The 18,589-nt window shown below is 69.2% G+C and carries 16 protein-coding genes; 6 read left to right on the forward strand and 10 right to left on the reverse strand.

Annotated elements, in window-relative coordinates; genetic code table 11:
• The first annotated feature begins 190 nt into the window (after window positions 1-190).
• The 4 genes from MFF22_RS03740 (at window position 191) to MFF22_RS03755 (ending at window position 5,201) form a co-directional block, all read left to right on the forward strand.
• Window positions 191-544 (forward strand): phasin, encoded by a 354-nt coding sequence (locus MFF22_RS03740; protein ID WP_238247593.1) that lies wholly within the window; start codon window positions 191-193, stop codon window positions 542-544.
• A 171-nt stretch (window positions 545-715) separates the two neighbouring features.
• Complete coding sequence (locus MFF22_RS03745) at window positions 716-1,258, forward strand: hypothetical protein (protein WP_238247594.1); 543 nt, start codon at window positions 716-718, stop codon at window positions 1,256-1,258.
• A 122-nt stretch (window positions 1,259-1,380) separates the two neighbouring features.
• The gene (locus MFF22_RS03750) at window positions 1,381-2,637 is read left to right on the forward strand and encodes an N-acetylmuramoyl-L-alanine amidase (RefSeq protein ID WP_238247595.1); all 1,257 of its coding nucleotides are present in this window, start codon (window positions 1,381-1,383) and stop codon (window positions 2,635-2,637) included.
• 143 nt (window positions 2,638-2,780) lie between these two features.
• The gene (locus MFF22_RS03755; protein ID WP_238247596.1) at window positions 2,781-5,201 is read left to right on the forward strand and encodes a penicillin-binding protein 1A; all 2,421 of its coding nucleotides are present in this window, start codon (window positions 2,781-2,783) and stop codon (window positions 5,199-5,201) included.
• A gap of 175 nt (window positions 5,202-5,376) precedes the next feature.
• On the opposite strand, the gene MFF22_RS03760 is transcribed toward MFF22_RS03755, so the two are convergent.
• From MFF22_RS03760 to MFF22_RS03770, 3 genes are all read right to left on the reverse strand, one after another.
• The gene (locus tag MFF22_RS03760; protein ID WP_238247597.1) at window positions 5,377-6,606 is read right to left on the reverse strand and encodes an acyl-CoA dehydrogenase; all 1,230 of its coding nucleotides are present in this window, start codon (window positions 6,604-6,606) and stop codon (window positions 5,377-5,379) included.
• 171 nt (window positions 6,607-6,777) lie between these two features.
• Complete coding sequence (locus tag MFF22_RS03765) at window positions 6,778-7,242, reverse strand: hypothetical protein (RefSeq protein ID WP_238247598.1); 465 nt, start codon at window positions 7,240-7,242, stop codon at window positions 6,778-6,780.
• Between the two features lie 98 nt (window positions 7,243-7,340).
• Window positions 7,341-8,546: a trans-sulfuration enzyme family protein gene (locus tag MFF22_RS03770; protein ID WP_238247599.1), complete on the reverse strand. Its 1,206-nt coding sequence runs from the start codon at window positions 8,544-8,546 to the stop codon at window positions 7,341-7,343.
• Window positions 8,547-8,626: 80 nt separating this feature from the next.
• Here MFF22_RS03770 and MFF22_RS03775 point away from each other — a divergent pair, with 80 nt between their 5' ends.
• Entirely contained in the window at window positions 8,627-9,145 is a 519-nt protein-coding gene (locus MFF22_RS03775) for a TspO/MBR family protein (RefSeq protein ID WP_238247600.1), read from the forward strand.
• 12 nt (window positions 9,146-9,157) lie between these two features.
• Here MFF22_RS03775 and MFF22_RS03780 read toward each other — a convergent pair whose 3' ends face one another.
• From MFF22_RS03780 to MFF22_RS03795, 4 genes are all read right to left on the reverse strand, one after another.
• Window positions 9,158-9,688 carry a phosphate-starvation-inducible PsiE family protein gene (locus MFF22_RS03780; RefSeq protein ID WP_238247601.1) on the reverse strand — a complete coding sequence of 177 codons (531 nt, stop codon included), beginning with the start codon at window positions 9,686-9,688 and terminating at the stop codon, window positions 9,158-9,160.
• Window positions 9,689-9,912: 224 nt separating this feature from the next.
• Window positions 9,913-10,470: a DUF4337 domain-containing protein gene (locus MFF22_RS03785; RefSeq protein ID WP_238247602.1), complete on the reverse strand. Its 558-nt coding sequence runs from the start codon at window positions 10,468-10,470 to the stop codon at window positions 9,913-9,915.
• 97 nt (window positions 10,471-10,567) lie between these two features.
• The gene (locus MFF22_RS03790) at window positions 10,568-13,702 is read right to left on the reverse strand and encodes an efflux RND transporter permease subunit (protein ID WP_238247603.1); all 3,135 of its coding nucleotides are present in this window, start codon (window positions 13,700-13,702) and stop codon (window positions 10,568-10,570) included.
• A gap of 9 nt (window positions 13,703-13,711) precedes the next feature.
• Window positions 13,712-14,902 carry an efflux RND transporter periplasmic adaptor subunit gene (locus MFF22_RS03795; RefSeq protein WP_370877501.1) on the reverse strand — a complete coding sequence of 397 codons (1,191 nt, stop codon included), beginning with the start codon at window positions 14,900-14,902 and terminating at the stop codon, window positions 13,712-13,714.
• Window positions 14,903-15,075: 173 nt separating this feature from the next.
• On the opposite strand from MFF22_RS03795, the gene MFF22_RS03800 reads away from it, so the two are divergent.
• Window positions 15,076-15,258 carry a hypothetical protein gene (locus MFF22_RS03800; RefSeq protein ID WP_238247605.1) on the forward strand — a complete coding sequence of 61 codons (183 nt, stop codon included), beginning with the start codon at window positions 15,076-15,078 and terminating at the stop codon, window positions 15,256-15,258.
• An 11-nt stretch (window positions 15,259-15,269) separates the two neighbouring features.
• Here MFF22_RS03800 and MFF22_RS03805 read toward each other — a convergent pair whose 3' ends face one another.
• The 3 genes from MFF22_RS03805 to MFF22_RS03815 are packed head-to-tail and all read right to left on the reverse strand — an operon-like array spanning window position 15,270 to window position 18,482.
• Window positions 15,270-16,304 (reverse strand): glycosyltransferase family protein, encoded by a 1,035-nt coding sequence (locus tag MFF22_RS03805; RefSeq protein ID WP_238247606.1) that lies wholly within the window; start codon window positions 16,302-16,304, stop codon window positions 15,270-15,272.
• Window positions 16,301-17,371 carry a glycosyltransferase family 2 protein gene (locus MFF22_RS03810; protein ID WP_238247607.1) on the reverse strand — a complete coding sequence of 357 codons (1,071 nt, stop codon included), beginning with the start codon at window positions 17,369-17,371 and terminating at the stop codon, window positions 16,301-16,303. The genes MFF22_RS03805 and MFF22_RS03810 overlap by 4 nt, the downstream gene beginning before the upstream one ends.
• 13 nt (window positions 17,372-17,384) lie before the next feature.
• Window positions 17,385-18,482: a glycosyltransferase family 4 protein gene (locus tag MFF22_RS03815; protein ID WP_238247608.1), complete on the reverse strand. Its 1,098-nt coding sequence runs from the start codon at window positions 18,480-18,482 to the stop codon at window positions 17,385-17,387.
• Window positions 18,483-18,589 lie beyond the last annotated feature (107 nt).

The following is an 18,589-nucleotide window of genomic DNA, read 5'->3' on the forward strand; positions in this document are numbered from 1 at the left end:
AGACGGACAGCGCCGTCTTCTACCCGTGGCGCTTGCAATGGCTGGCGGGAGGTGCGCTGGGACGCGCGGAACTGCAGAACAATTCCGTATCCGCGACCAATTGACTTTTATTGCAGCGCAACATAAACCCGCTGCGTCGAGGGCGGAGCTTGAAGGCGGACGCCCGATGTCGATCTGGTCGGAGACCCCTATGCAGACCCCGAATTTCGAGATCCCGAACGAGATGCGCGACTTCGCCGAGAAGAGCGTGGATCAGGCGCGCACCGCCGTCGGCAGCATGATGGCGAACGCCATCAAGGCCAGCGAGCAGATGCAGACCGCCAGCCACACCTTCCAGTCGACGCTCACCGCTGCCGTCTCGAAGGGCTTCGATCACGCGCAGACCAACGCCAGCGCGGCGTTCGACTACGCCCAGAAGCTCGTCCGTACCCGGGACCTCCGTGAGGCGCTCGAGGTCCAGTCCGAGTTCGTCCGCAGCCAGTTCGCGACGCTCCAGTCGCAGGCCAAGGAATTCGGCGCCCTGGCGCAGAACGCCGCCCGCTGACCGAACCGGCCCGCTCCGGCGGGCCTCTCTGGTGCGCTCCCGGTGCCGGGGGCGCACCGCCGCCCGGCCCTGATCCGCTCGACCCGGCCGGCAAGCCGGCCCCAGCCTGCCGGCGCTCCGTGGGGCGACCTCGCCCTTCGCGAGAATCACGAGCGATGGGATTTCCCTGCGATGTCCAAGCCGCGTCGACCGAGGAACGCGAAGTCCGCCCACAAGCCCCCCGTGGCGCCACCGGGCGCGGACGCGACCACGACCGCCACCGGCCCCGGCGATCATCCGGCTTTCAATTCGCTCTCTGCCCACGAGGCGCCCGTTCAAACAGCGGACGCGCTGGATCCCACCGCTATCCCTCCCATCGCGGCCCTGGCGATGCCCGATGCGGCGCCCGCCATCGCGATGGAAATCGTGATGACCGATGGGCCGCTCCCTGAGGCCCTTCCCGAATCCGTCGGCGACCATCCGGCGCCCGCGCCGAGCCGGCCGGACATCGCCGCCCCGCCTCATAGTGTCGGACATTTCGGCACGACGGTGATGAACTACGTCATCGGCGAGGGCGAGGCGTTCGCCGCGCACATGCGCGCCCTGGCCGGCGCGCGCTCGATGGCCGACTTCGTCCGCCTGCAGATCGGCGAGTTTCAGCGCGCCGCCGACGCCACCCTCACCTGCTGGGGTATCCTGGCCCTGTCCGCGAGCCGCGCCGCCAGCCCCCGCTGAGCCGTGGCCGGCCTGTCGCGTCACCGCAACATCGGCGGCGGGTTCGACCCCGCGGCGAAAAGCTTCGGTTAACCATCGTGCTTCTATTGCCTATGCAGGCGCATGGGAGACGACATGGTCCGATGCCTGTCCGCGCACACCTGATCAGATCCGCCGCAATCGGCCTCGCCGCGTGTCTGGCGTTCGCCCTGCCCCTGCGTGCCCAGGACGGCGCACGCCCGTCGGCGGTCGCCATCGCGGCCGACCTGTCGAGCCAGGGATCCCAGAGCAAGCTGACCCTCACCCTGTCGAAGCCGGTGGAGGCCCGCGCCTTCGTCATGGAACGGCCCGACCGGGTAGTGATCGACCTGCCCGAGGTGAACTTCCAGCTCGATTCGGAGACCGGACGCCGCCGGGACGGCGTGGTGCAGTCCTTCCGCTACGGGCTGTTCGCGCCGGGCCGCTCCCGCATCGTGATCGATCTCGCCTCGCCCGCCACCATCGGCCGGATCGACACCGTGACCCGGCCCCGCGACGGCGCGGTGCTGATGACGATCCCCCTCACGAAGGTCGACCGGGAGACGTTCCGCAAGGCCGCCGCCTCCGCCGATCCGAACCCCGCCCCCGCCCACGCCGCCGTGGCGACCCAGGGTGATCCGCGTCCGCTCATCGTCATCGATGCCGGGCATGGCGGCACGGACCCCGGGGCCATCGCCTCGACCGGCGTGTTCGAGAAGGACATCGTCTTCGGCTTCGCGCAGGATCTCGCGGGGAAACTGAACGCCGCAGGCCGCTACCGGGTGCTGATGACCCGGGACCGGGACGTGTTCGTCCCCCTGGGCGAGCGCGTGCACATCGCCCGGGAGGCGAAGGCCGACCTCTTCATCTCGATCCACGCCGACTCGATCTCATCGGCCCCCCAGGTGCGCGGCGCCACGATCTATACCGGGTCCGAGAAGGCCACCGACAGCGAATCAGCCAAGCTCGCCGAGCGCGAGAACCGGGCCGACGCCGCCGCCGGAGCCGAGGCCGTCGAGGCGGCTCCGGACATCGCCGACATCCTGCAGGAGCTGACCCTGCGGGAGACCCGCGGCTTCTCGTCGGGCTTCGCGCGGCACCTCATGGGGCAACTCGCCCCGGTGATGGAGATGAGCACGAAGCCCCACCGGGAAGCGCGTTTCGTGGTCCTGCGCTCGCCCGATGTGCCGAGCGTGCTCGTCGAACTCGGCTATCTGTCGAGCAAGCGTGACTTGGAGAAGCTTCAGGATCCGGAATGGCGCGCCGGCGTGACCGGCTCGATGGCAAAAGCCGTCGATCAGTTCTTTGCAACTCGCACGAGTATCTCGAAGCCGGGCGCGGGGATGCGCCGGTCGGCGGCCATCGCCCCAGTTTCACCATAGATCCGGTGTGGATACGGGGCCTTCGGATGCCCGGCCCACGAGGTTGCAAAGCGGCTCCTCGTGTTGCTCCCCAGGGCAGCGTCCGGGAGACGAATGCGCTGAGATCGGGCGCGGTTCCGGGCTAGCGACGAGCGGAAAACCGGATGCGTCTGATCCTTCGTTTCTTCGGGATTCTGTTCAGCGCCGGCGCGGTGCTGTTCTGCGTCGGCGCCGTTTTCGCTGGCTACTTCTACTGGAAGTACAGCCAGGACCTGCCGGATCACGCCCAGCTTGCCAACTACGAACCTCCGGTGATGACCCGTGTCCACGCTGCGGACGGGTCCCTGCTGGCCGAATATGCCCGCGAGCGTCGGCTCTACCTGCCGATCCAGGCGATGCCGAAGATCGTCGTCGCGGCGTTCCTCTCGGCCGAAGACAAGAACTTCTACAAGCACGGCGGCATCGACCCCGAGGGGATCGTGCGCGCCTTCCTGACGAACGCCAAGTCGGGCAAGCGGCAGGGTGCCTCGACCATCACCCAGCAGGTGGCCAAGAACTTCCTGCTCTCCTCGGAGCAGACCTACGACCGCAAGATCAAGGAGGCGCTGCTCGCGCTTCGCATCGAGGCTGCCTACTCCAAGGACAAGATCCTCGAGCTCTACCTCAACGAGATCTTCCTCGGCACCATCGTCCCGGGCAGGAACCTGCACGGCGTGGCGGCAGCGGCGCTCGATTATTTCGGCAAGTCCGTCCACGAACTGACAATCAATGAGGCGGCCTACCTTGCCGCCCTGCCCAAGGGGCCGAACAACTATCACCCCTATCGCAAGACCCAGGCGGCGCTGGACCGGCGAAACGAGATCATCCGCCTGATGCGGGAGAACGGCTACATCACCCGCGAGGAGGAGGAGAACGCCAAGAAGCAGCCGCTCGGCGTGAACCCCCGCGTCGCCTTCCCGAACGGCAGCATCGCCAATTACTTCACCGAGGAGGTCCGCCGCGAGATCTCCGAGCGCTACGGCGAGAAGAAGCTCTACGAGGGCGGCCTCTCCGTGCGCACCACCCTCGATCCGAAGATGCAGGCCTGGGCACGCAAAGCCCTGGTCGATGGCCTCGTCCGCTACGATCAGGCCCATGGCTGGCACGGGCCCGTCACCCATGTCGACCTCGCCGGGCGCGACTGGGGTCAGGCCTCCTCCGAGGTGCCGGCGCTGGGCGACGTGGCCCCCTGGCGGCTCGCCGTGGTGCTCGGCTCGGGCGCGGGCGGCATCCAGGTCGGCCTCCAGCCCCGACGCGAGGCCTCGGGACAGATCTCCAAGGACCGCGATACCGGCGTGATCACCCCCGATGGCATGCGCTGGGCGGGGCGGCCGAACCTGCGGCCGGGTGACATGGTCTATGTCGAGGCGCTCGAGGGCGGACGCGGCCAGTTCCGCCTGCGCCAGCGGCCGGAAGTGTCCGGCGCCATCGTCGCCATGGACCCGAATACCGGCCGCGTTCATGCGATGGTCGGCGGGTTCTCCTACGACGAATCCGAGTTCAACCGCGCCACCCAGGCGATGCGCCAACCCGGCTCGTCGTTCAAGCCGATCGTCTACTCGGCGGCTTTGGACAACGGCTACACGCCCTCGTCCATCGTCCTCGACACCCCGATCACCATCGAGGCCGGGCCCGGCCAGGAGGCGTGGACGCCCTCGAACTACGACGGCAAGTCCGGCGGCCCGCACACCCTCCGCTACGGGATCGAGCACTCGAAGAACCTGATGACCGTTCGGCTCGCCAAGGATGTCGGCATGCCGCTCATCGCCGAGTATGCCCGGCGCTTCGGGGTCTACGACGACCTGTTGCCCGTGTTGCCCATGTCGCTGGGCGCCGGCGAGACCACGGTGATGCGCATGGTCACCGCCTATTCCATGCTCGCCAACGGCGGCCGGCGGATCCGTCCGACCCTGATCGACCGCATCCAGGACCGCATCGGCGTGACGATCTACCGGCACGACAACCGCAAGTGCATCGGCTGCGATGCGGAGAAGTGGTCCGGCCAGGACGAGCCGAAGCTGGTGGACGATTCCGAGCAGGTCCTCGACCCGCTCACCGCCTACCAGATGGTCTCGATCATGGAGGGCGTCGTCCAGCGCGGCACCGCCACGATCCTGAAACAGTTGAACAAGCCCCTGGCGGGCAAGACCGGCACCACCAACGATGCGAAGGATGCGTGGTTCGTGGGCTTCTCGCCGGACCTCGCGGTGGGGATCTATGTCGGCTTCGACAAGCCGCGCTCCCTCGGCGACCGGGCGACGGGTGGCGGCCTCGCGGCGCCCATCGCCCTCGATTTCCTGAAGCAGGCCCTGAAGGACAAGCCGCCGACGCCGTTCCGGGTGCCGCCGGGGATCAAGCTGATCCGGGTCAACCTCGCCTCCGGCACTCGCGCCGGATCGGGCGAAGGCGCGGGCACCATCCTCGAGGCCTTCAAGCCAGGCACCGCGCCGCCGGACTCGTACGTGCCGCCGGCCGGGAGCCCCCCGCCCGCCACCGCAGCGGCCCCTGCCGACGTGGACGCAGCCCAGGCCGGCGGGGTGTATTGAGGCGCTCACCCCGTCGGAGCGCTTGGAGCAACGCTGCTCTGTAAAGCGGGACATCAGCGAACGTCGTGCCGCTGAATTGCTTCGCTCCGCTCGCAATGACGGGGGACGTCCGCGAAGACGGTCGAGGGCAGGCGCTTCTTTCCGGTCCCCCCGGACAAAGCGCCTGCCCGGCGCCTCAGAAGAACGCCTGCAGCCCCGTCTGCGCCCGTCCGAGGATGAGGGCGTGGACGTCGTGGGTGCCCTCGTAGGTGTTGACCGTCTCGAGGTTCTGGGCGTGGCGCATCACGTGGTACTCGCCCATGATGCCGTTGCCGCCGTGCATGTCCCGGGCGACGCGGGCGATGTCGAGGGCCTTGCCGCAATTGTTGCGCTTGATCAGGCTGATCATCTCCGGCGCCATCTTGCCTTCGTCCATCAGCCGGCCGACCCGGAGCGACGCTTGAAGGCCCAAGGCGATCTCGGTCTGCATGTCGGCGAGTTTTTTCTGGACGAGCTGCGTCTGCGCCAGGGGGCGGCCGAACTGCCTGCGCTCCAGGGTGTAGTCGCGGGCCCGGCGCCAACAATCCTCGGCGGCGCCCATGACGCCCCAGGAGATGCCGTAGCGCGCCCGGTTCAGGCAGCCGAAAGGCCCCTTGAGTCCGGAGACGTTGGGCAGCAGGGCATCCTCGCCGACCTCCACGTCCTCCATAACGATCTCACCAGTGGTCGAGGCCCGGAGCGACAGCTTGCCCTTGATCGTCGGCGCGGAGAGGCCCTTCATGCCCTTCTCCAGCACGAAGCCGCGGATCGCCCCTTCGTGCTCCTCCGATTTCGCCCACACCACGAACACGTCGGCGAAGGGCGCGTTCGAGATCCACATCTTGGCGCCCGACAGGCGGTAGCCCCCGCTGGTGCGCACCGCCTTGGTCTTCATGCCTGCCGGATCCGAGCCGGCATCCGGCTCCGTGAGGCCGAAGCAGCCGATCCATTCGCCCGAGGCGAGCTTGGGCAGGAACTTGCGGCGCTGTTCCTCCGAACCGTAGGTGTAGATGGGGTACATCACCAGGGATGACTGGACGCTCATCATCGAGCGGTAGCCGGAATCGACCGCCTCGACCGCCCGCGCCACGAGACCGTAGGCGACGTAAGAGGCGCCGGCGCAGCCGTAATCCTCGGGGAGCGTCACACCCAGTAGGCCCCGCTCGCCCATCTCCCGGAACAGGCCGGGATCGGTCTTTTCGTGGGCGTAGGCATCGACGATGCCCGGCAGCAGGCGCTCCCGGGCGAAATCCTGCGCCGCGTCGCGGATGGCGCGCTCGTCCTCGGTGAGCTGTTCGTCGAGGAGGAACGGATCGTCCCACACGAAGCGGGCCGAGGGCGGGGCGGACGGGGAGGCGCTGCCCGGCGGGCGCATCGGGGCGTTCATGGGATCCTCGCTACCGGCGCGGGTCTCGTGGCCCGCTCTCATGGGCGAGAACCTAACCGCACGGTGGCATCCGGCCAATGCGGAGAGTGACGGGACGCGGGCACCGTCAGCCGTTCCATCACCCCGGACCTGTCGATCCGGGGCATGAACCGTGGTCGCAGCTTAGCGACGTCAGTCGTTCTTGAGGACCTTGATCGGGTCCGTGCGCTGGCTCGCGCTCGGCTCCTTGGTGAGGCTCTGCGCGTTCTCACGCTCCACCCGGCTGGCCTTCGGGGTTGCGTTGCCGCCCACAGCCGTGCCGCCGTTTTCGTTTCCGCTCGGCACCGCGCCGGACGCAAGTTCGAGGCAGGTGACCATCTCCACGTAGGACGGATACCCACCGGCCTTGAACTGCGCCTCGCACTGATGCTTGGCCGATTCGGGGTACTGGCTCCAATTCTTCTCGGCCTGACGCTTGGCATCCTTCTCCGAATGGAGGCAGCCGTCGTAGCTCGCCTGATCGCTGACGCTGGAATCGGCGACCTGGGCCGACCGGCAGGTCTTCTCGACATCGAGGTTAGGCACCGTATCGGCGAGCGCCTGCCCGGCGACGAGCCCGAACAGGATGGCGGCGGTGCCGGTGAGAAGCGGTCTCATGGGATGGGTCTCGCTGGTGAGAGGATCGCTCCCCTCGCGGGGATTTGGGCGACAACGCGCCAGCCTCCCTTTCGGCACCAGCGAAACCGGGTCGCGGCTCAGTCCCCGTGCGCGCCCCGCAGGGCGGCGTCGAGATCCCGGTAGAGATCGACCGGGTCTTCGATCCCGGTGGAGAGCCGCAGGAGGTCCGGCGGGCAGGGACTGTCCGGCCCCTCGACGGAGGCGCGGTGCTCGATCAGGCTTTCGACCCCACCCAGGGACGTCGCCCGTTTCCATAACCTGACCCGGGCGGCGGTACCGATCGCCGCCGCCTCGCCCCCGGCCACGCGGATGGACAGCATGAAGCCGAATCCGTCGCGCATCTGGCGGGCGGCGACGGCGTACCCGGGATCATCGTCGAGGCCGGGATAAAGGATGCGGGCCACATGCGGATGCCCGCGCAGGGCCAGGGCGAGCCGCATGGCCCCAGCCGACTGGGCCGCTGCCCGGAGATGGAAGGTGCGCAGGGAGCGCATCAAGAGATAGGCCTCGAATGGCCCAAGGATGCCGCCGCTCCCGGCCCGGATGCCAGCGATCCGCTCCCAGAAGCCGTCGGCCTTCGCCGCGGCGAGGACGCCGGCCACCACGTCGGAATGGCCGTTGAGGATCTTCGTGGCCGAATGCATCACGATGTCGGCGCCGAGGTCCAGGGGCCGGGTGTGGAAGGGCGAAGCGGCGGTGGAGTCGACCGCGAGCCGCGCGCCGGCCGACCGGGCGATCTCTGCCGCGGCGGCGATGTCGGTCACCGTCCAGAGGGGGTTGCCGGGCGTCTCGATCCAGACGAGCTTCGTCTGACCGGGGCGGATCGCCGCCCTCAGGGCATCGAGGTCGTCGGTGGCGACGAAGTCCACCGTGATGCCACGGCGGGGCATCTCCGTGCGCAGCCAGCGCTTGAGCGCCCAATACATCACCGTGCCGGCGACCACGTGGTCGCCCGGCTCCAGGGCGCCGAACACCGCCGTCGCCGCCGCCATCCCGGAGCCGAAGAGCATCGCGCCGGCCTGCGCACCCTCCAGCATGGCGATCACCGCCTCAGCCTCGCGAACGGTGGCGTTGTCGGGACGGGCATAGGAATAGCCGGAACTGTAGCCGTTATCCGGGTCGCGGATGAAGGTGGTGGCCACGTGCAACGGCATCACGACGGCGCGGGTCACCGGGTCGATCCGCCCCATCGCCTGCGCGGCGAGGCTGCGGCACGAGAAATCCACCGGAGAAATGTCGTCCTGCATGCCGTCTCGCCCATCCGGTGCGTTAGTCCGTGACATCCGCCAGCCCCTCGCCCGCTCTGCCCCTGCGCTGGCATGACGGCGATGCGGCCGCAACCCATGAGAGCCGACGAGCCGTCATGCCCGCCGCCACCCACGTCCCCGAAGGCCCGGCCATGGGGCCCTGGCTGCGCCTCGCCTGCGCTGTGCTCCCCGTCGCGGCGACGGCCGTCATCGGATCCGTGTCGACGCAGGCCGAGATCTTCGGCTGGTATGCCGGCCTCGCCAAGCCGTGGTTCAACCCGCCGGACTGGGTGTTCCCGGTGGCTTGGACCATCCTCTACACGATGATCGCCATCGCCCTGTGGCGGCTCCTCGGCGCCCGGCCCCTGACGGGGCCGAGCCGCGGGGGGTGGCGGCTGGCCGTCGCCGCCTTCGCCGTGCAGATCGCCCTCAACGCCGCCTGGACGCCGGTCTTCTTCAGCGCCCACGCCGTCGGCCTGGGGCTGATCGTCGTCGCAGCCCTCCTCGTGATGGTGCTGTGGACGATCCGTCTCACATGGCGGTTCGACCGGGCGGCGGCGTGGCTGCTGATCCCCTATGCCGCCTGGGTCGCCTTCGCGACGATCCTGAACGCGGCGATCCTGCGCCTCAACTGAGGGCGTAGGGGCTCACCCCCCGGCATGCTCGTGCGACTCCTCGCCGGCCGGCTTGCCGTCGTCCCGGGCGCGGTGGAGCAGGAAGATCGCAAAGACCATCACGATGATCAGGCCCGCTAATACGCCGAGTTCGATCATTGCCGCCTGGAAGAGGGCGTACTTCTCGGGCGGGAAATCCTTGGCGTGGGTGAGTTCCGACGATTGCAGGGTGATGACCAACACCCGCCGGATCGAGGCGATCAGCCCGACGATCAGGAACGGCTCGACGGTGAGCTTGCCCGACCGCATCGAGACCCGCACCGTGTGCAGGATCTCGATGATCATCAGCAGGAACAGCAGGCGGTCCACGACCTCGAGGATCTGGTCCGCCCCGCCCAGGGAGCGCAGGGCGCTCCAGGTCAGCACCACCGCCTCCGTCAGCGCGGCCAGGGCCGTCAGGGCGAGCAGAAGGCCGAGCGCCGCGTAGATCGCGTGCTCGGTGTGCAGGAAGATGAAGCTCGCCGCCCGCGTCAGGCGGCCTTGATCTTCGTCATGTTCGGCCATCTCACCCCCCGGTTCTCAGCCTGTTTAGAGCGTGGCGCGGCGAAGGGAATACCGGTGCTCAAGTACGGCTGACACGGCCTCGGTTCGACCACTCCGGCACGACCGTCTCGTCGTCATTGCGAGGCGAAGCCGAAGCAATCCAGAGCACGCCCCTTCCGGACGTTGCGGCGCCGACTGGATTGCGCCGCGTCCCTCGCGATGACGAGAGGATTTCCCTCCGCCGCTCAGTGTAGGAACGACAGGGCGTGCGGCGCGAGATAGCCGAAGCCGAGCAGGACCGCGCCCGCGAGGCCGAGCGCACCACCCGCGAAGACCAGCGCCGTGATGCCGGTGATGACCTCGGCGGAGGCCAGCACGATTCCGATCTGGAAGGCGGCCGAGCCCAGCTCGTAGTGGTGATAGCGCAGCAGGGAGAGGTCGCGGCGCTCCTCCGCCGCCTTCGCCTTGGCCGAGAGTTCCTTGCGGCCCTCGCCGGTGGAGGGCTCGGAATCGTAGCGGGCGATAGTCTTGGCCCAGTCGGCGCGCCTGGCCTGGATCGCCTCCTGGCTGGTGCCGGGCGGCAGGAGGGCCACCGCCTCGTCGGCAGTCCGGATCACCGTCATGCGGATGGTCCTGGCCTGGAAGAAGGCCCACAGGTTCGACGCCTCGACGTTCGCGCCGAGCGCCTCGGTCTGCGAGGCCTTCCCCAGCGTCTCGCTGAAGGCCAGGAACAGGGCCAGCACCGAGATCAGCAGCGCCACGCGCTTGTTCGAACCTTCCACCGCCCCGTGTCCGCCCGACATCGCCAATCGCCCCGCTGATGAGTCCCCGGCGGGGGAGACACCCTATCGGGGCGCGAAGCGCAAGGGTGCAGCGCAAGGGTGCAGCGGTCGGCCGGGACTATTCCGCCGCCACCCGCGGCGGCTGGTGGCCATCGTTGGACGCCTGGGGATGGCCGAAATCCGGCGCGTCGAGGGGGTCGTCGCGCTCGCCCACGAACCGGCCGAAGAGGCGGCCGGTCAAGCGCGAGAGGTCGTCCATCAGCACGAAGATCGCCGGCACGAACACCAGGGACAGACCGGTGGAGACGATCAGGCCGCCGATCACTGCGATGGCCATCGGCGAGCGGAACTCGCCGCCGATGCCGAGCGCCATCGCCGACGGCACCATGCCCGCAGCCATGGCGATGGTCGTCATCACGATGGGCCGGGCCCGCTTGCGGCCGGCATCGACGATGGCGGTCGTGCGGTCGACGCCATCGCGGATCTGCTCGACGGCGAAATCCACGAGCATGATGGCGTTCTTCGTCACCACGCCCATCAGCATCAGGATGCCGATCACCACCGGCATGGAGATCGGCTTCTGGACGATCAGCAGCGCCAGGATCGCGCCGCCGATGGAGAGCGGCAGGGAGAACAGGATGGTCAGCGGCTGCAGGAAGTTGCCGAACAGCAGGATCAGCACGCCGAAGACCATCATCAGCCCGGCGCCCATGGCCAGGGCGAAGCCTTCGAACACCTCGCCCATCACCTCGGCATCGCCGGTCTGCTTGATGGTGACGCCCTGCGGCAGGTCCTTCGCCGCGGGCAGCTTCAGGACCTGCGAGATCAGCTCGCCCAAGGCATCCGAACCCTGCATGTCGCCCTCGATGGCGACGCGCACCGCCCGATCGTAGCGGTCGATGGCGGTGGGCCCCTGGCCGAGGGTGATGTCGGCCACGGTGGCCAGCGGCACCGCCTGTCCGCCCTTCACCGGCACCTTCATGGCGCCGAGTTCGGCGAGGTGGCCGCGGAGGGTCTCGGGCAACTCGACGCGGATCGGGATCTGCCGATCGACGGCGTTGAACTTGGCGAGGTTGAGCCCGATGTCGCCGATGGTGCCGACCCGCACCGTCTCGGCGATGGTGTCGGTGGAGACGCCGAGATCGGCCGCCACGGCCGGCTTCGGGCGGATGCGGATCTCGGTGCGGTCGAGGGGCGCCGTCGACATGACGTTGACGAGGTGGGGCACGCCCGCCGCCTCGCGCTGGAGCCGGGCGGCGACGTCGGCCACCACCGCCTTGTCCGGACCGGCGACGATGAGCGCGAGATCCCGCTGGCCGCCCTCCCGGAGAGCCCAGAACCGGATGTCGGGTTCCTGGCGGAGGATCGCCGCCACCTCGGCATCCACCTGCTTCTGGGTGCGATGGCGGGTGTTCTTCGGCGTCAGGTTGATGGTGAGGCTCGCGAGCCGCACCTCCTTCTTGCCGGGCAATTGCCGGCCGCCGTCCACGAAGACGCTCTTCACCTCCGGCAGCTTGCGGATCTCGTCCACCAGCTTGTCGCTGACGCGCACCGTGTCGGGCAGCCGCGCCCCCGGCGGCAGCTCCACCACGAACAGGGTGCGGGCCTGATCCTCCGCCGGCAGGAAGCCCGCCGGGAGAAGGCCCGTCGACATGATCGAGCCGACGAAGCAGGCGAGGCCGAGGACCAGCGTGATGTACTTGTGCCGGACAGACCAGCGGACAAGGCGGGTATAGCCCCGCATCACCGGGCCTTCATGGCTGTGGTCGGGCCCGTGGTCGCGCAGGAAATAGGCGGCCAGCAGCGGCGTGATCAGGCGGGCCACCAGCAGCGACATGAACACCGCCGCCGCGATGGTGAGGCCGAACTGCTTGAAGTACTGCCCGGCGATACCGCCCATGAACGAGACTGGGGAGAAGATGGCGATGATCGTCGCCGTGATCGCGATGACGGCCAGCCCGATCTCGTCGGCGGCCTCCAGCGAGGCGCGGTAGGGCGATTTCCCCATCCGCATGTGCCGGACGATGTTCTCGATCTCGACGATGGCGTCGTCCACGAGGATGCCTGTCACCAGGGTGATCGCGAGCAGGCTCACGGCGTTCAGGGAGAAGCCCATCGCGGACATCGCCCAGAAGGTGGGGATCACCGACAGGGGAAGGGCCACCGCCGCGATCACCGTCGCCCGCCAGTCGCGCAGGAACAGGAACACGACGATGACGGCGAGCGCCGCCCCCTCGATCAGCCCCATCATCGCCGAGTGGTAGTTGCCGATGGTGTTGGTGACGCTGGTATCGATCAGGTCGAAGCGCACATCCGGGTTGGCTTCGTGCAGGGCTTCGATCTTCTTCGCCACACCCACGGAGACGTCTGCGTCGCTCGCCCCGGTCGCCCGGGAGATGGCGAAGGCCACCACCGGCTCGCCGTTGAAGCGGGCGAAGGTGCGCGGCTCCTCGGCCGTGTCGCTCAGCGTCGCCAGCTCGTCCAGGCGGACCTTGCGGTTGCCGGGGACGACGATGGAGGTGGCGGCCAGGGTCTGCAGGCTCGCCGAGGCCGCGAGGGTGCGGATCGATTGCTCCTGCCCGCCGATCTCGGCCCGGCCGCCCGCCATGTCGGCGGAGGTGAGACGCAACTGCCGGTTCACATCCGCTGCGGTGATGCCGAGGGAGAGGAGCCTGTCGGGCTTCAGGGTGACACGGATCTCGCGGGCCACGCCGCCGAGACGCTCCACGCCGCCGACACCCTTCACCCCCTGCAGGCCCCGGGCGACCACGTCGTCCACGAACCATGAAAGGTCTTCGAGCGTCATCGCCGGCGCGGAAGCGCCGTAGATCATGATCGGCAGGCCCGCGATCTCGACGCGGGAGATGATGGGCTCATCGATGGTCCGCGGCAGGTTCTGGCGGATCTTGGCGATGGCGTCCTTCACGTCGTTGACGGCCCGATCCTGGTTGATCTCCAGGCGGAACTCGATCGTCGTCGTGGAAATACCCTCGGTGATGGTCGAGAGGACGTGCTTCACGCCCTTCACGCCCGCCACCGAATCCTCGACCCATTTCGTCACCTGGGTCTGCAATTCGGAGGGCGCCGCCCCCGACTGGGTGATCGTCACCGAGACGATCGGGATGTCGATGTTGGGGAATCGCGTGATCGGCAGGGAGCGGAAGCTCACCAGCCCCAGCACCATGAGCACGAGGAACAGGACGACCGACGGCAGCGGCTTGCGGATCGCCCAGGCGGAAACGTTCAGGCGCATGGTCGGTCCTCAGCGCGCCTCGGCGATGGGCCCGGACGGTGGGGTATCCACCGCGCGGACCCGGTCGCCATCCCGCAGGAAGCTGCCGGCGCGGGCCACGACCCGTTCCCCGGCCGCGACACCCTCACGGATCTCGGTCACCCCGTCGGCGGAGAGGCCCGTGGTCACCGTCCGCGCCTCGACCCGCCCGTCCTTCACCACCAGCAGGCTCGCCTGCCCGTCCGCGGCGTAGATCAGGCTCGCCACGGGAACTGATACGCCTTCCCGCCGGGCGATCTCGACGGTGCCGCGGGCGAAAGCGCCAATCCTGAGGGCGGGATCGGGGGCGAGCCGGATGCGGACCTTGCCGAGGCGCGTCATGCGGTCGACCTCCGGGTAGACCCGGCGGACGGAGCCGGCGACCTCGCGGCCCTGGTCCAGGCTGAGCCGGGCCGGATCGCCCACCTTCATCCGGGCGAGCCAGTTCTCCGGCACCTCGCCCTCGAGTTCGATCTCGCCCCGGGCGATCAGCCGAAACAGGGGCTCGCCCACCGCCGTCGCCGTGGCGCCGACCCGGGCGGTGCGGCGGCTGACGATCCCGGCTTCCGGCGCGCGGATGTCGGTGCGGGCCCGGCGCAGGGCGATCTCCGCCCCGGCCGCCTTCGCGGTGGCGAGGTCGGCCTCCGCGGCCTTGAGCCCGCCGCGGGCCGCGGCGAGGCGGCCGACCGCTCCCTGCGCGGCCGAGGCCCGTTGCTCGAGCACCGCTGCGGTGGCGTTGCCGGTCTTCATCAGAGACTGGGCGCGTTCCAGGGAGAGGCGCGCCTCCACCTCCGCGGCCTCGGCCTGGACGATCTGGCTCTGCGCCTGGACGATGGCCGCTTCCGCCCGGGCGACGGCCGCAGCGTTCGAGGCTTCCTGCGTGGCGATCATCTCGCTCGACAGGCGGGCCAGCACCTGTCCCTGAGCGACCCGGTCGCCCTCCTCCACCAGCAATTCGGTGATCCGGAGGCCCTCGACCTCCGGGGCGACCAGGATCTCGTCACGGGGCACGAGGGTGCCCGTGACGACCGCGGTCTCCACGATCTCCTGCTTTCGCGCGGCGACCACGGTCACGGCGGGGGCCAGGGCCGCCGCATCGGGCACGGTGGCGGGCTCAACCGCCTGAGCCGGGACGGAGATCAGCGCGAAAGCGAGGGCGCAGGCGATACGCGACAAGGGGATCGTCAAGGCTGAAGGCTCGCTGTCGCCGGGCTGTGATCGAGGCAGTCTACATCATTTCCGCGCCCGGCGTTTTGATGGCAGGATTTTGCTTCCGAAGAGATACGGCAAAGCTGAAACCAAATTCGGCAAACCACGTTGAGGATTTATAGACCGTCCATTGGAGGGGCTGCCCCATGAGCATCTTTCAGATCAGGCAGAAGAATAACGGCCCGGTTCTCTGGACCGGCTCGGCTCCCGATGAGCAGTCAGCCCTCGACGCGATGGCACGCGAAGCTGGTTATCGCGACTTCGCTGCCCTCTCGGACATTCTGAGCGCCGATGGCGTGCAGGCCGACCGCCTCGAACAGCTTTCGTAAGAACTCGATCTTTATTGCGTGGCGAGCCCATCGAGGAACGCGGCGCAGCGACCGAGTGCCACGGGCTCGTAGAGACCTGCAATAATTGTCGCGTTTAGGGCCAGACCTTCGGCAACGAGGGCTGGCCATTCGTGTTCCGCTGGCCACGTCGGCCTGACGATTGCGGCTCCGAGCCGTCCCAAAGCCTTCGCCTTTTCCGTCTGCTCTCCATAAGCCCGCAGTTCCGGGAGGCACACGAATCGCTTCCCGTGGGCGGCCGCGAGGGCGACGAGGCCGTCGCCGGCGCCTCCGACGAGGAGCGCCGCCTCGGCCAGATGGGCACCGACATCCGAAACCCAGCCGTGAATGCGGAGATTCGGCGGGAGGTCCGATTGGCCCGAGACCGGCCCCAGGACATGCCATTGCCGGTCGGGCACTTGCCGCGCCGCCGCAGCGATGGCGGCGAGGTCACCGCCCTCCCCCCCGCGACCGAAGACGACGACGATGTTCCGCCCTTCCGTGCTTCCCCCGTTCGGCGCCAAGCCGAGGAAGCCGGCATAAAACGTCTTCGCCCTCACCCAGTCGGGGACGCCCGGCGCTTCCAGGGCAGCGGGAAACGGCGCGAGAAGACGGGACGCGCTCCGAAACGCTTCGAGATGCGGCCGGTCGGTCCGCTCACCAGCGAGGCGGACCACCACCGTCGGGACCGATAATAAGCGTGCGAACAGTGCGACCTCGACGGAGACGTCCACCACCAGGAGAGCCGGGTCGGTCCTGTCCACCCACTCTGCGATTTGCGCCATCCGGCGGCGCAGGCCGGGATGGCGCAGGGGCGCATAGTGCATCGCGTCCGGCCGCTCGGCCTCGCCGTCGAAGCCGGCGAAGGCGGCGCCCTCATCGAGGGGCCGATCATCGGGAAGGTCGAGGACGTTCGGACCCGCCTCGCCGAGTCCCGCCAGGGTGCCCATGATCGTACAGGGGCACGACAGCTGCGCGGCGACGGCCCGGGCGCGCTGCAGGTGACCCGCCCCCTGATGGTGGACGTACCAGCCGATGCCGCGAGTCACGCCGCGTCCTTCACATCGCCGCGGCGCCCAATCCGCTCCGCCAGGGAAGTGAGGTCGGCAAGTGCCCGGTCGATGTCGCAGACCGGAGCCGGAGAAGACCGGGTCCCGATGAGCCGTTCCGCCCGTTCCACAAAGGCGATGGCATTGGGGCACCCTGCGGCAAGCACCGCCGCGAGATCGCCGGCGTCGAGGCCAAGGGCGGCGCAAGCATCGGTCCGCTCCGCGTCGGGCAGGCCGTAGGCCCGGCGCAGGGCCGCCCGGCGCCGCACCAGCGTCTCCCAAAAAGTGGCCTCCGGAAGCAGATAGCCCTCCCCCGCCACGGCGCGGGCACGCCGCTCCATCTCCGTCGCCATGCCCCCTGCCACCCGGCCCTCCCGCCGGGCCGAGACGTGGACGTGGACGTCCGGGCAGTGACGCAGGCGCGCCCCGGAGTCGCGCATGAGACCCACTAGGGCATTGTCCTCGCCGCAGGGGAGCGGCGGCAGGCCGCCGACGGCACGGTAAAGGGAGACGGGAAAGGCGAGACTCGCCCCCGTATGGTCCCCGTGGCGGGGGGCGGGATCGTGGGGTGCCGGGTCGAGGAGTTCTTCGAGGCGGCGTACCCCCGCCCAGTAACGCTCAACCCGCCCGTTCAAGTCGGTCACCCCCGGGGCGAGGGCCTCGTCGCCGTCGATGACGAGGCGTCCGCCCACGACGTCGGCCTGCTCCAGCGCGCGGAGGTTGGCGGAGATCCAGTTGTCCGGCAGCCGCGCATCCGCGTCGGTGGTCAGGAGGATGCCGTCCTCCCCGCCGATCTCGTCCAGCCAGTCCGCGCCCGCGTCCAGCGCCATGCGCCGGGCGGTCCCCACATGGGCGTCGGGCGGGGCGAGGCTCGCCTCGATCAGCCTCACATCCAGGCGGTCGAAGCGCCTGGCGCGGACGGCATCGGCCGTCCCGTCGGTGCAGTTGTTGGCCAGCACGACGACCCGCACCGGTCCCTCCGCATCCTGGCCCGCGAGGGTAGCGAGGAGGAACGGCAGACGCTCGGCCTCGTTCCGGGCTGGCACGCAGACGACGCAGGGGCGCATCCTCGGCCCCCCGTCAGCCGCGGCCGCCCGCGACCCGGCGCAGGCTCGGCAACGCGCGCTCGGAGGCGCGGGCGATCACCTCTTCGTAAATAGCGAAGTACCGCTCGAACATCTCCTCGGCGTCGTAGAGGGCCTCGGCCCTGTCGCGGCAGGCCCGGCGGGAGAGGCCGGCCGCGCTGCGGATCGCCCCGGCGAGGCTTTGGACGTCGTCGGGATCGGCGAGGCGCCCGCACGTCCCGTCGAGTATGTCGGGCATGGCGCCCCGGCTGAAGGCGGCGACGGGCGTCCCGCAGGCGAGGGCTTCGGCGACGACGAGGCCGAACGGCTCCTCCCAGCGGGGCGAGACGATGGCGACCCGCGCCCGGCCGAGATGACGGGCGAGGTCCCGGTGCGTGAGATGCCCGAGATGGGTCAGGTCCGGGCCGAGTCGGGGCGCGATCTCCTGTTCCCAGTAGACGGGGTTCAGCTTCGGCCCGGCAAAGACCAGGGGCATGCCGGCGGCGCGGGCGGCGTCGATGGCCAGATGCAGGCCCTTCTCGGGCACGATCCGGCCGGACCAGAAGGCATAGGGCGGATCGTCCGCCGTGGCGTTGTAGGCGAAAGTCGAAAGATCGACGCCGTTGCCCACCACCTGGGCATGGGGAACGAGCGGCTCCCATTCCTGGGCCAGGGACGGGGACACGGCCAGGAACGCCATGTCCGGATCCGCCGCGACGATGCCCTTGTTCAGGGCGTCGAAGGGCGGGGTGTGCAGCACCGTCACCCAGGGAAGGCCGAGCCGCCCGCTCTCCTGCAGCGGCAGGGCGTGGAGGGAGTTGTTGTGAACGAGGTCGAAATCGCCGTCCGCCACCATCTCCATCATGCGCCGGTAGGCGTCGGCCTCGGCGCGGTCGATCTCGTCCTCGCGCTCGGGATCGGCGAGGGCGTCGCCCGTCGGCTCGCACAGCGTCACCGGGTCGAGGGCCGGATCGGAGCCGCGGCTGGCGAACAGAACCACGTCGTGTCCGTGTCTGCGCAAGGCCGCGGTGAGGAGATGCGTGTGCATCTCAAGTCCGCCGGCATGGGGTTGGCCGATCGGATACTTGAGATGAGCGAGGACTGCGATCTTCACGCGCACACCGATACAGTTGAATAGGTGACGATGGGCCTGCCGATCGTACGGGACGAGGGGTAGGTCTGTGGCGGGCTAGGCGGTTTTCACGCTCATGTTCTCGTGGA

Source organism: Methylobacterium persicinum (assembly GCF_022179525.1).
GTDB classification, from domain to species: Bacteria; Pseudomonadota; Alphaproteobacteria; order Rhizobiales; family Beijerinckiaceae; genus Methylobacterium; species Methylobacterium persicinum.

Excerpts from the sequence above, each read along its gene's own strand:
- MFF22_RS03765 (WP_238247598.1), bottom strand. The coding sequence starts at position 7,242 with ATGAGACCGCTTCTCACCGGCACCGCCGCCATCCTGTTCGGGCTCGTC.
- MFF22_RS03760 (WP_238247597.1), bottom strand. The coding sequence starts at position 6,606 with ATGAACGCCCCGATGCGCCCGCCGGGCAGCGCCTCCCCGTCCGCCCCG.
- MFF22_RS03775 (WP_238247600.1), top strand. The coding sequence starts at position 8,627 with ATGCCCGCCGCCACCCACGTCCCCGAAGGCCCGGCCATGGGGCCCTGG.
- MFF22_RS03745 (WP_238247594.1), top strand. The coding sequence starts at position 716 with ATGTCCAAGCCGCGTCGACCGAGGAACGCGAAGTCCGCCCACAAGCCC.
- MFF22_RS03740 (WP_238247593.1), top strand. The coding sequence starts at position 191 with ATGCAGACCCCGAATTTCGAGATCCCGAACGAGATGCGCGACTTCGCC.
- MFF22_RS03810 (WP_238247607.1), bottom strand. The coding sequence starts at position 17,371 with ATGCGCCCCTGCGTCGTCTGCGTGCCAGCCCGGAACGAGGCCGAGCGT.
- MFF22_RS03785 (WP_238247602.1), bottom strand. The coding sequence starts at position 10,470 with ATGTCGGGCGGACACGGGGCGGTGGAAGGTTCGAACAAGCGCGTGGCG.
- MFF22_RS03770 (WP_238247599.1), bottom strand. The coding sequence starts at position 8,546 with ATGTCACGGACTAACGCACCGGATGGGCGAGACGGCATGCAGGACGAC.
- MFF22_RS03750 (WP_238247595.1), top strand. The coding sequence starts at position 1,381 with ATGCCTGTCCGCGCACACCTGATCAGATCCGCCGCAATCGGCCTCGCC.
- MFF22_RS03780 (WP_238247601.1), bottom strand. The coding sequence starts at position 9,688 with ATGGCCGAACATGACGAAGATCAAGGCCGCCTGACGCGGGCGGCGAGC.
- MFF22_RS03800 (WP_238247605.1), top strand. The coding sequence starts at position 15,076 with ATGAGCATCTTTCAGATCAGGCAGAAGAATAACGGCCCGGTTCTCTGG.
- MFF22_RS03755 (WP_238247596.1), top strand. The coding sequence starts at position 2,781 with ATGCGTCTGATCCTTCGTTTCTTCGGGATTCTGTTCAGCGCCGGCGCG.
- MFF22_RS03790 (WP_238247603.1), bottom strand. The coding sequence starts at position 13,702 with ATGCGCCTGAACGTTTCCGCCTGGGCGATCCGCAAGCCGCTGCCGTCG.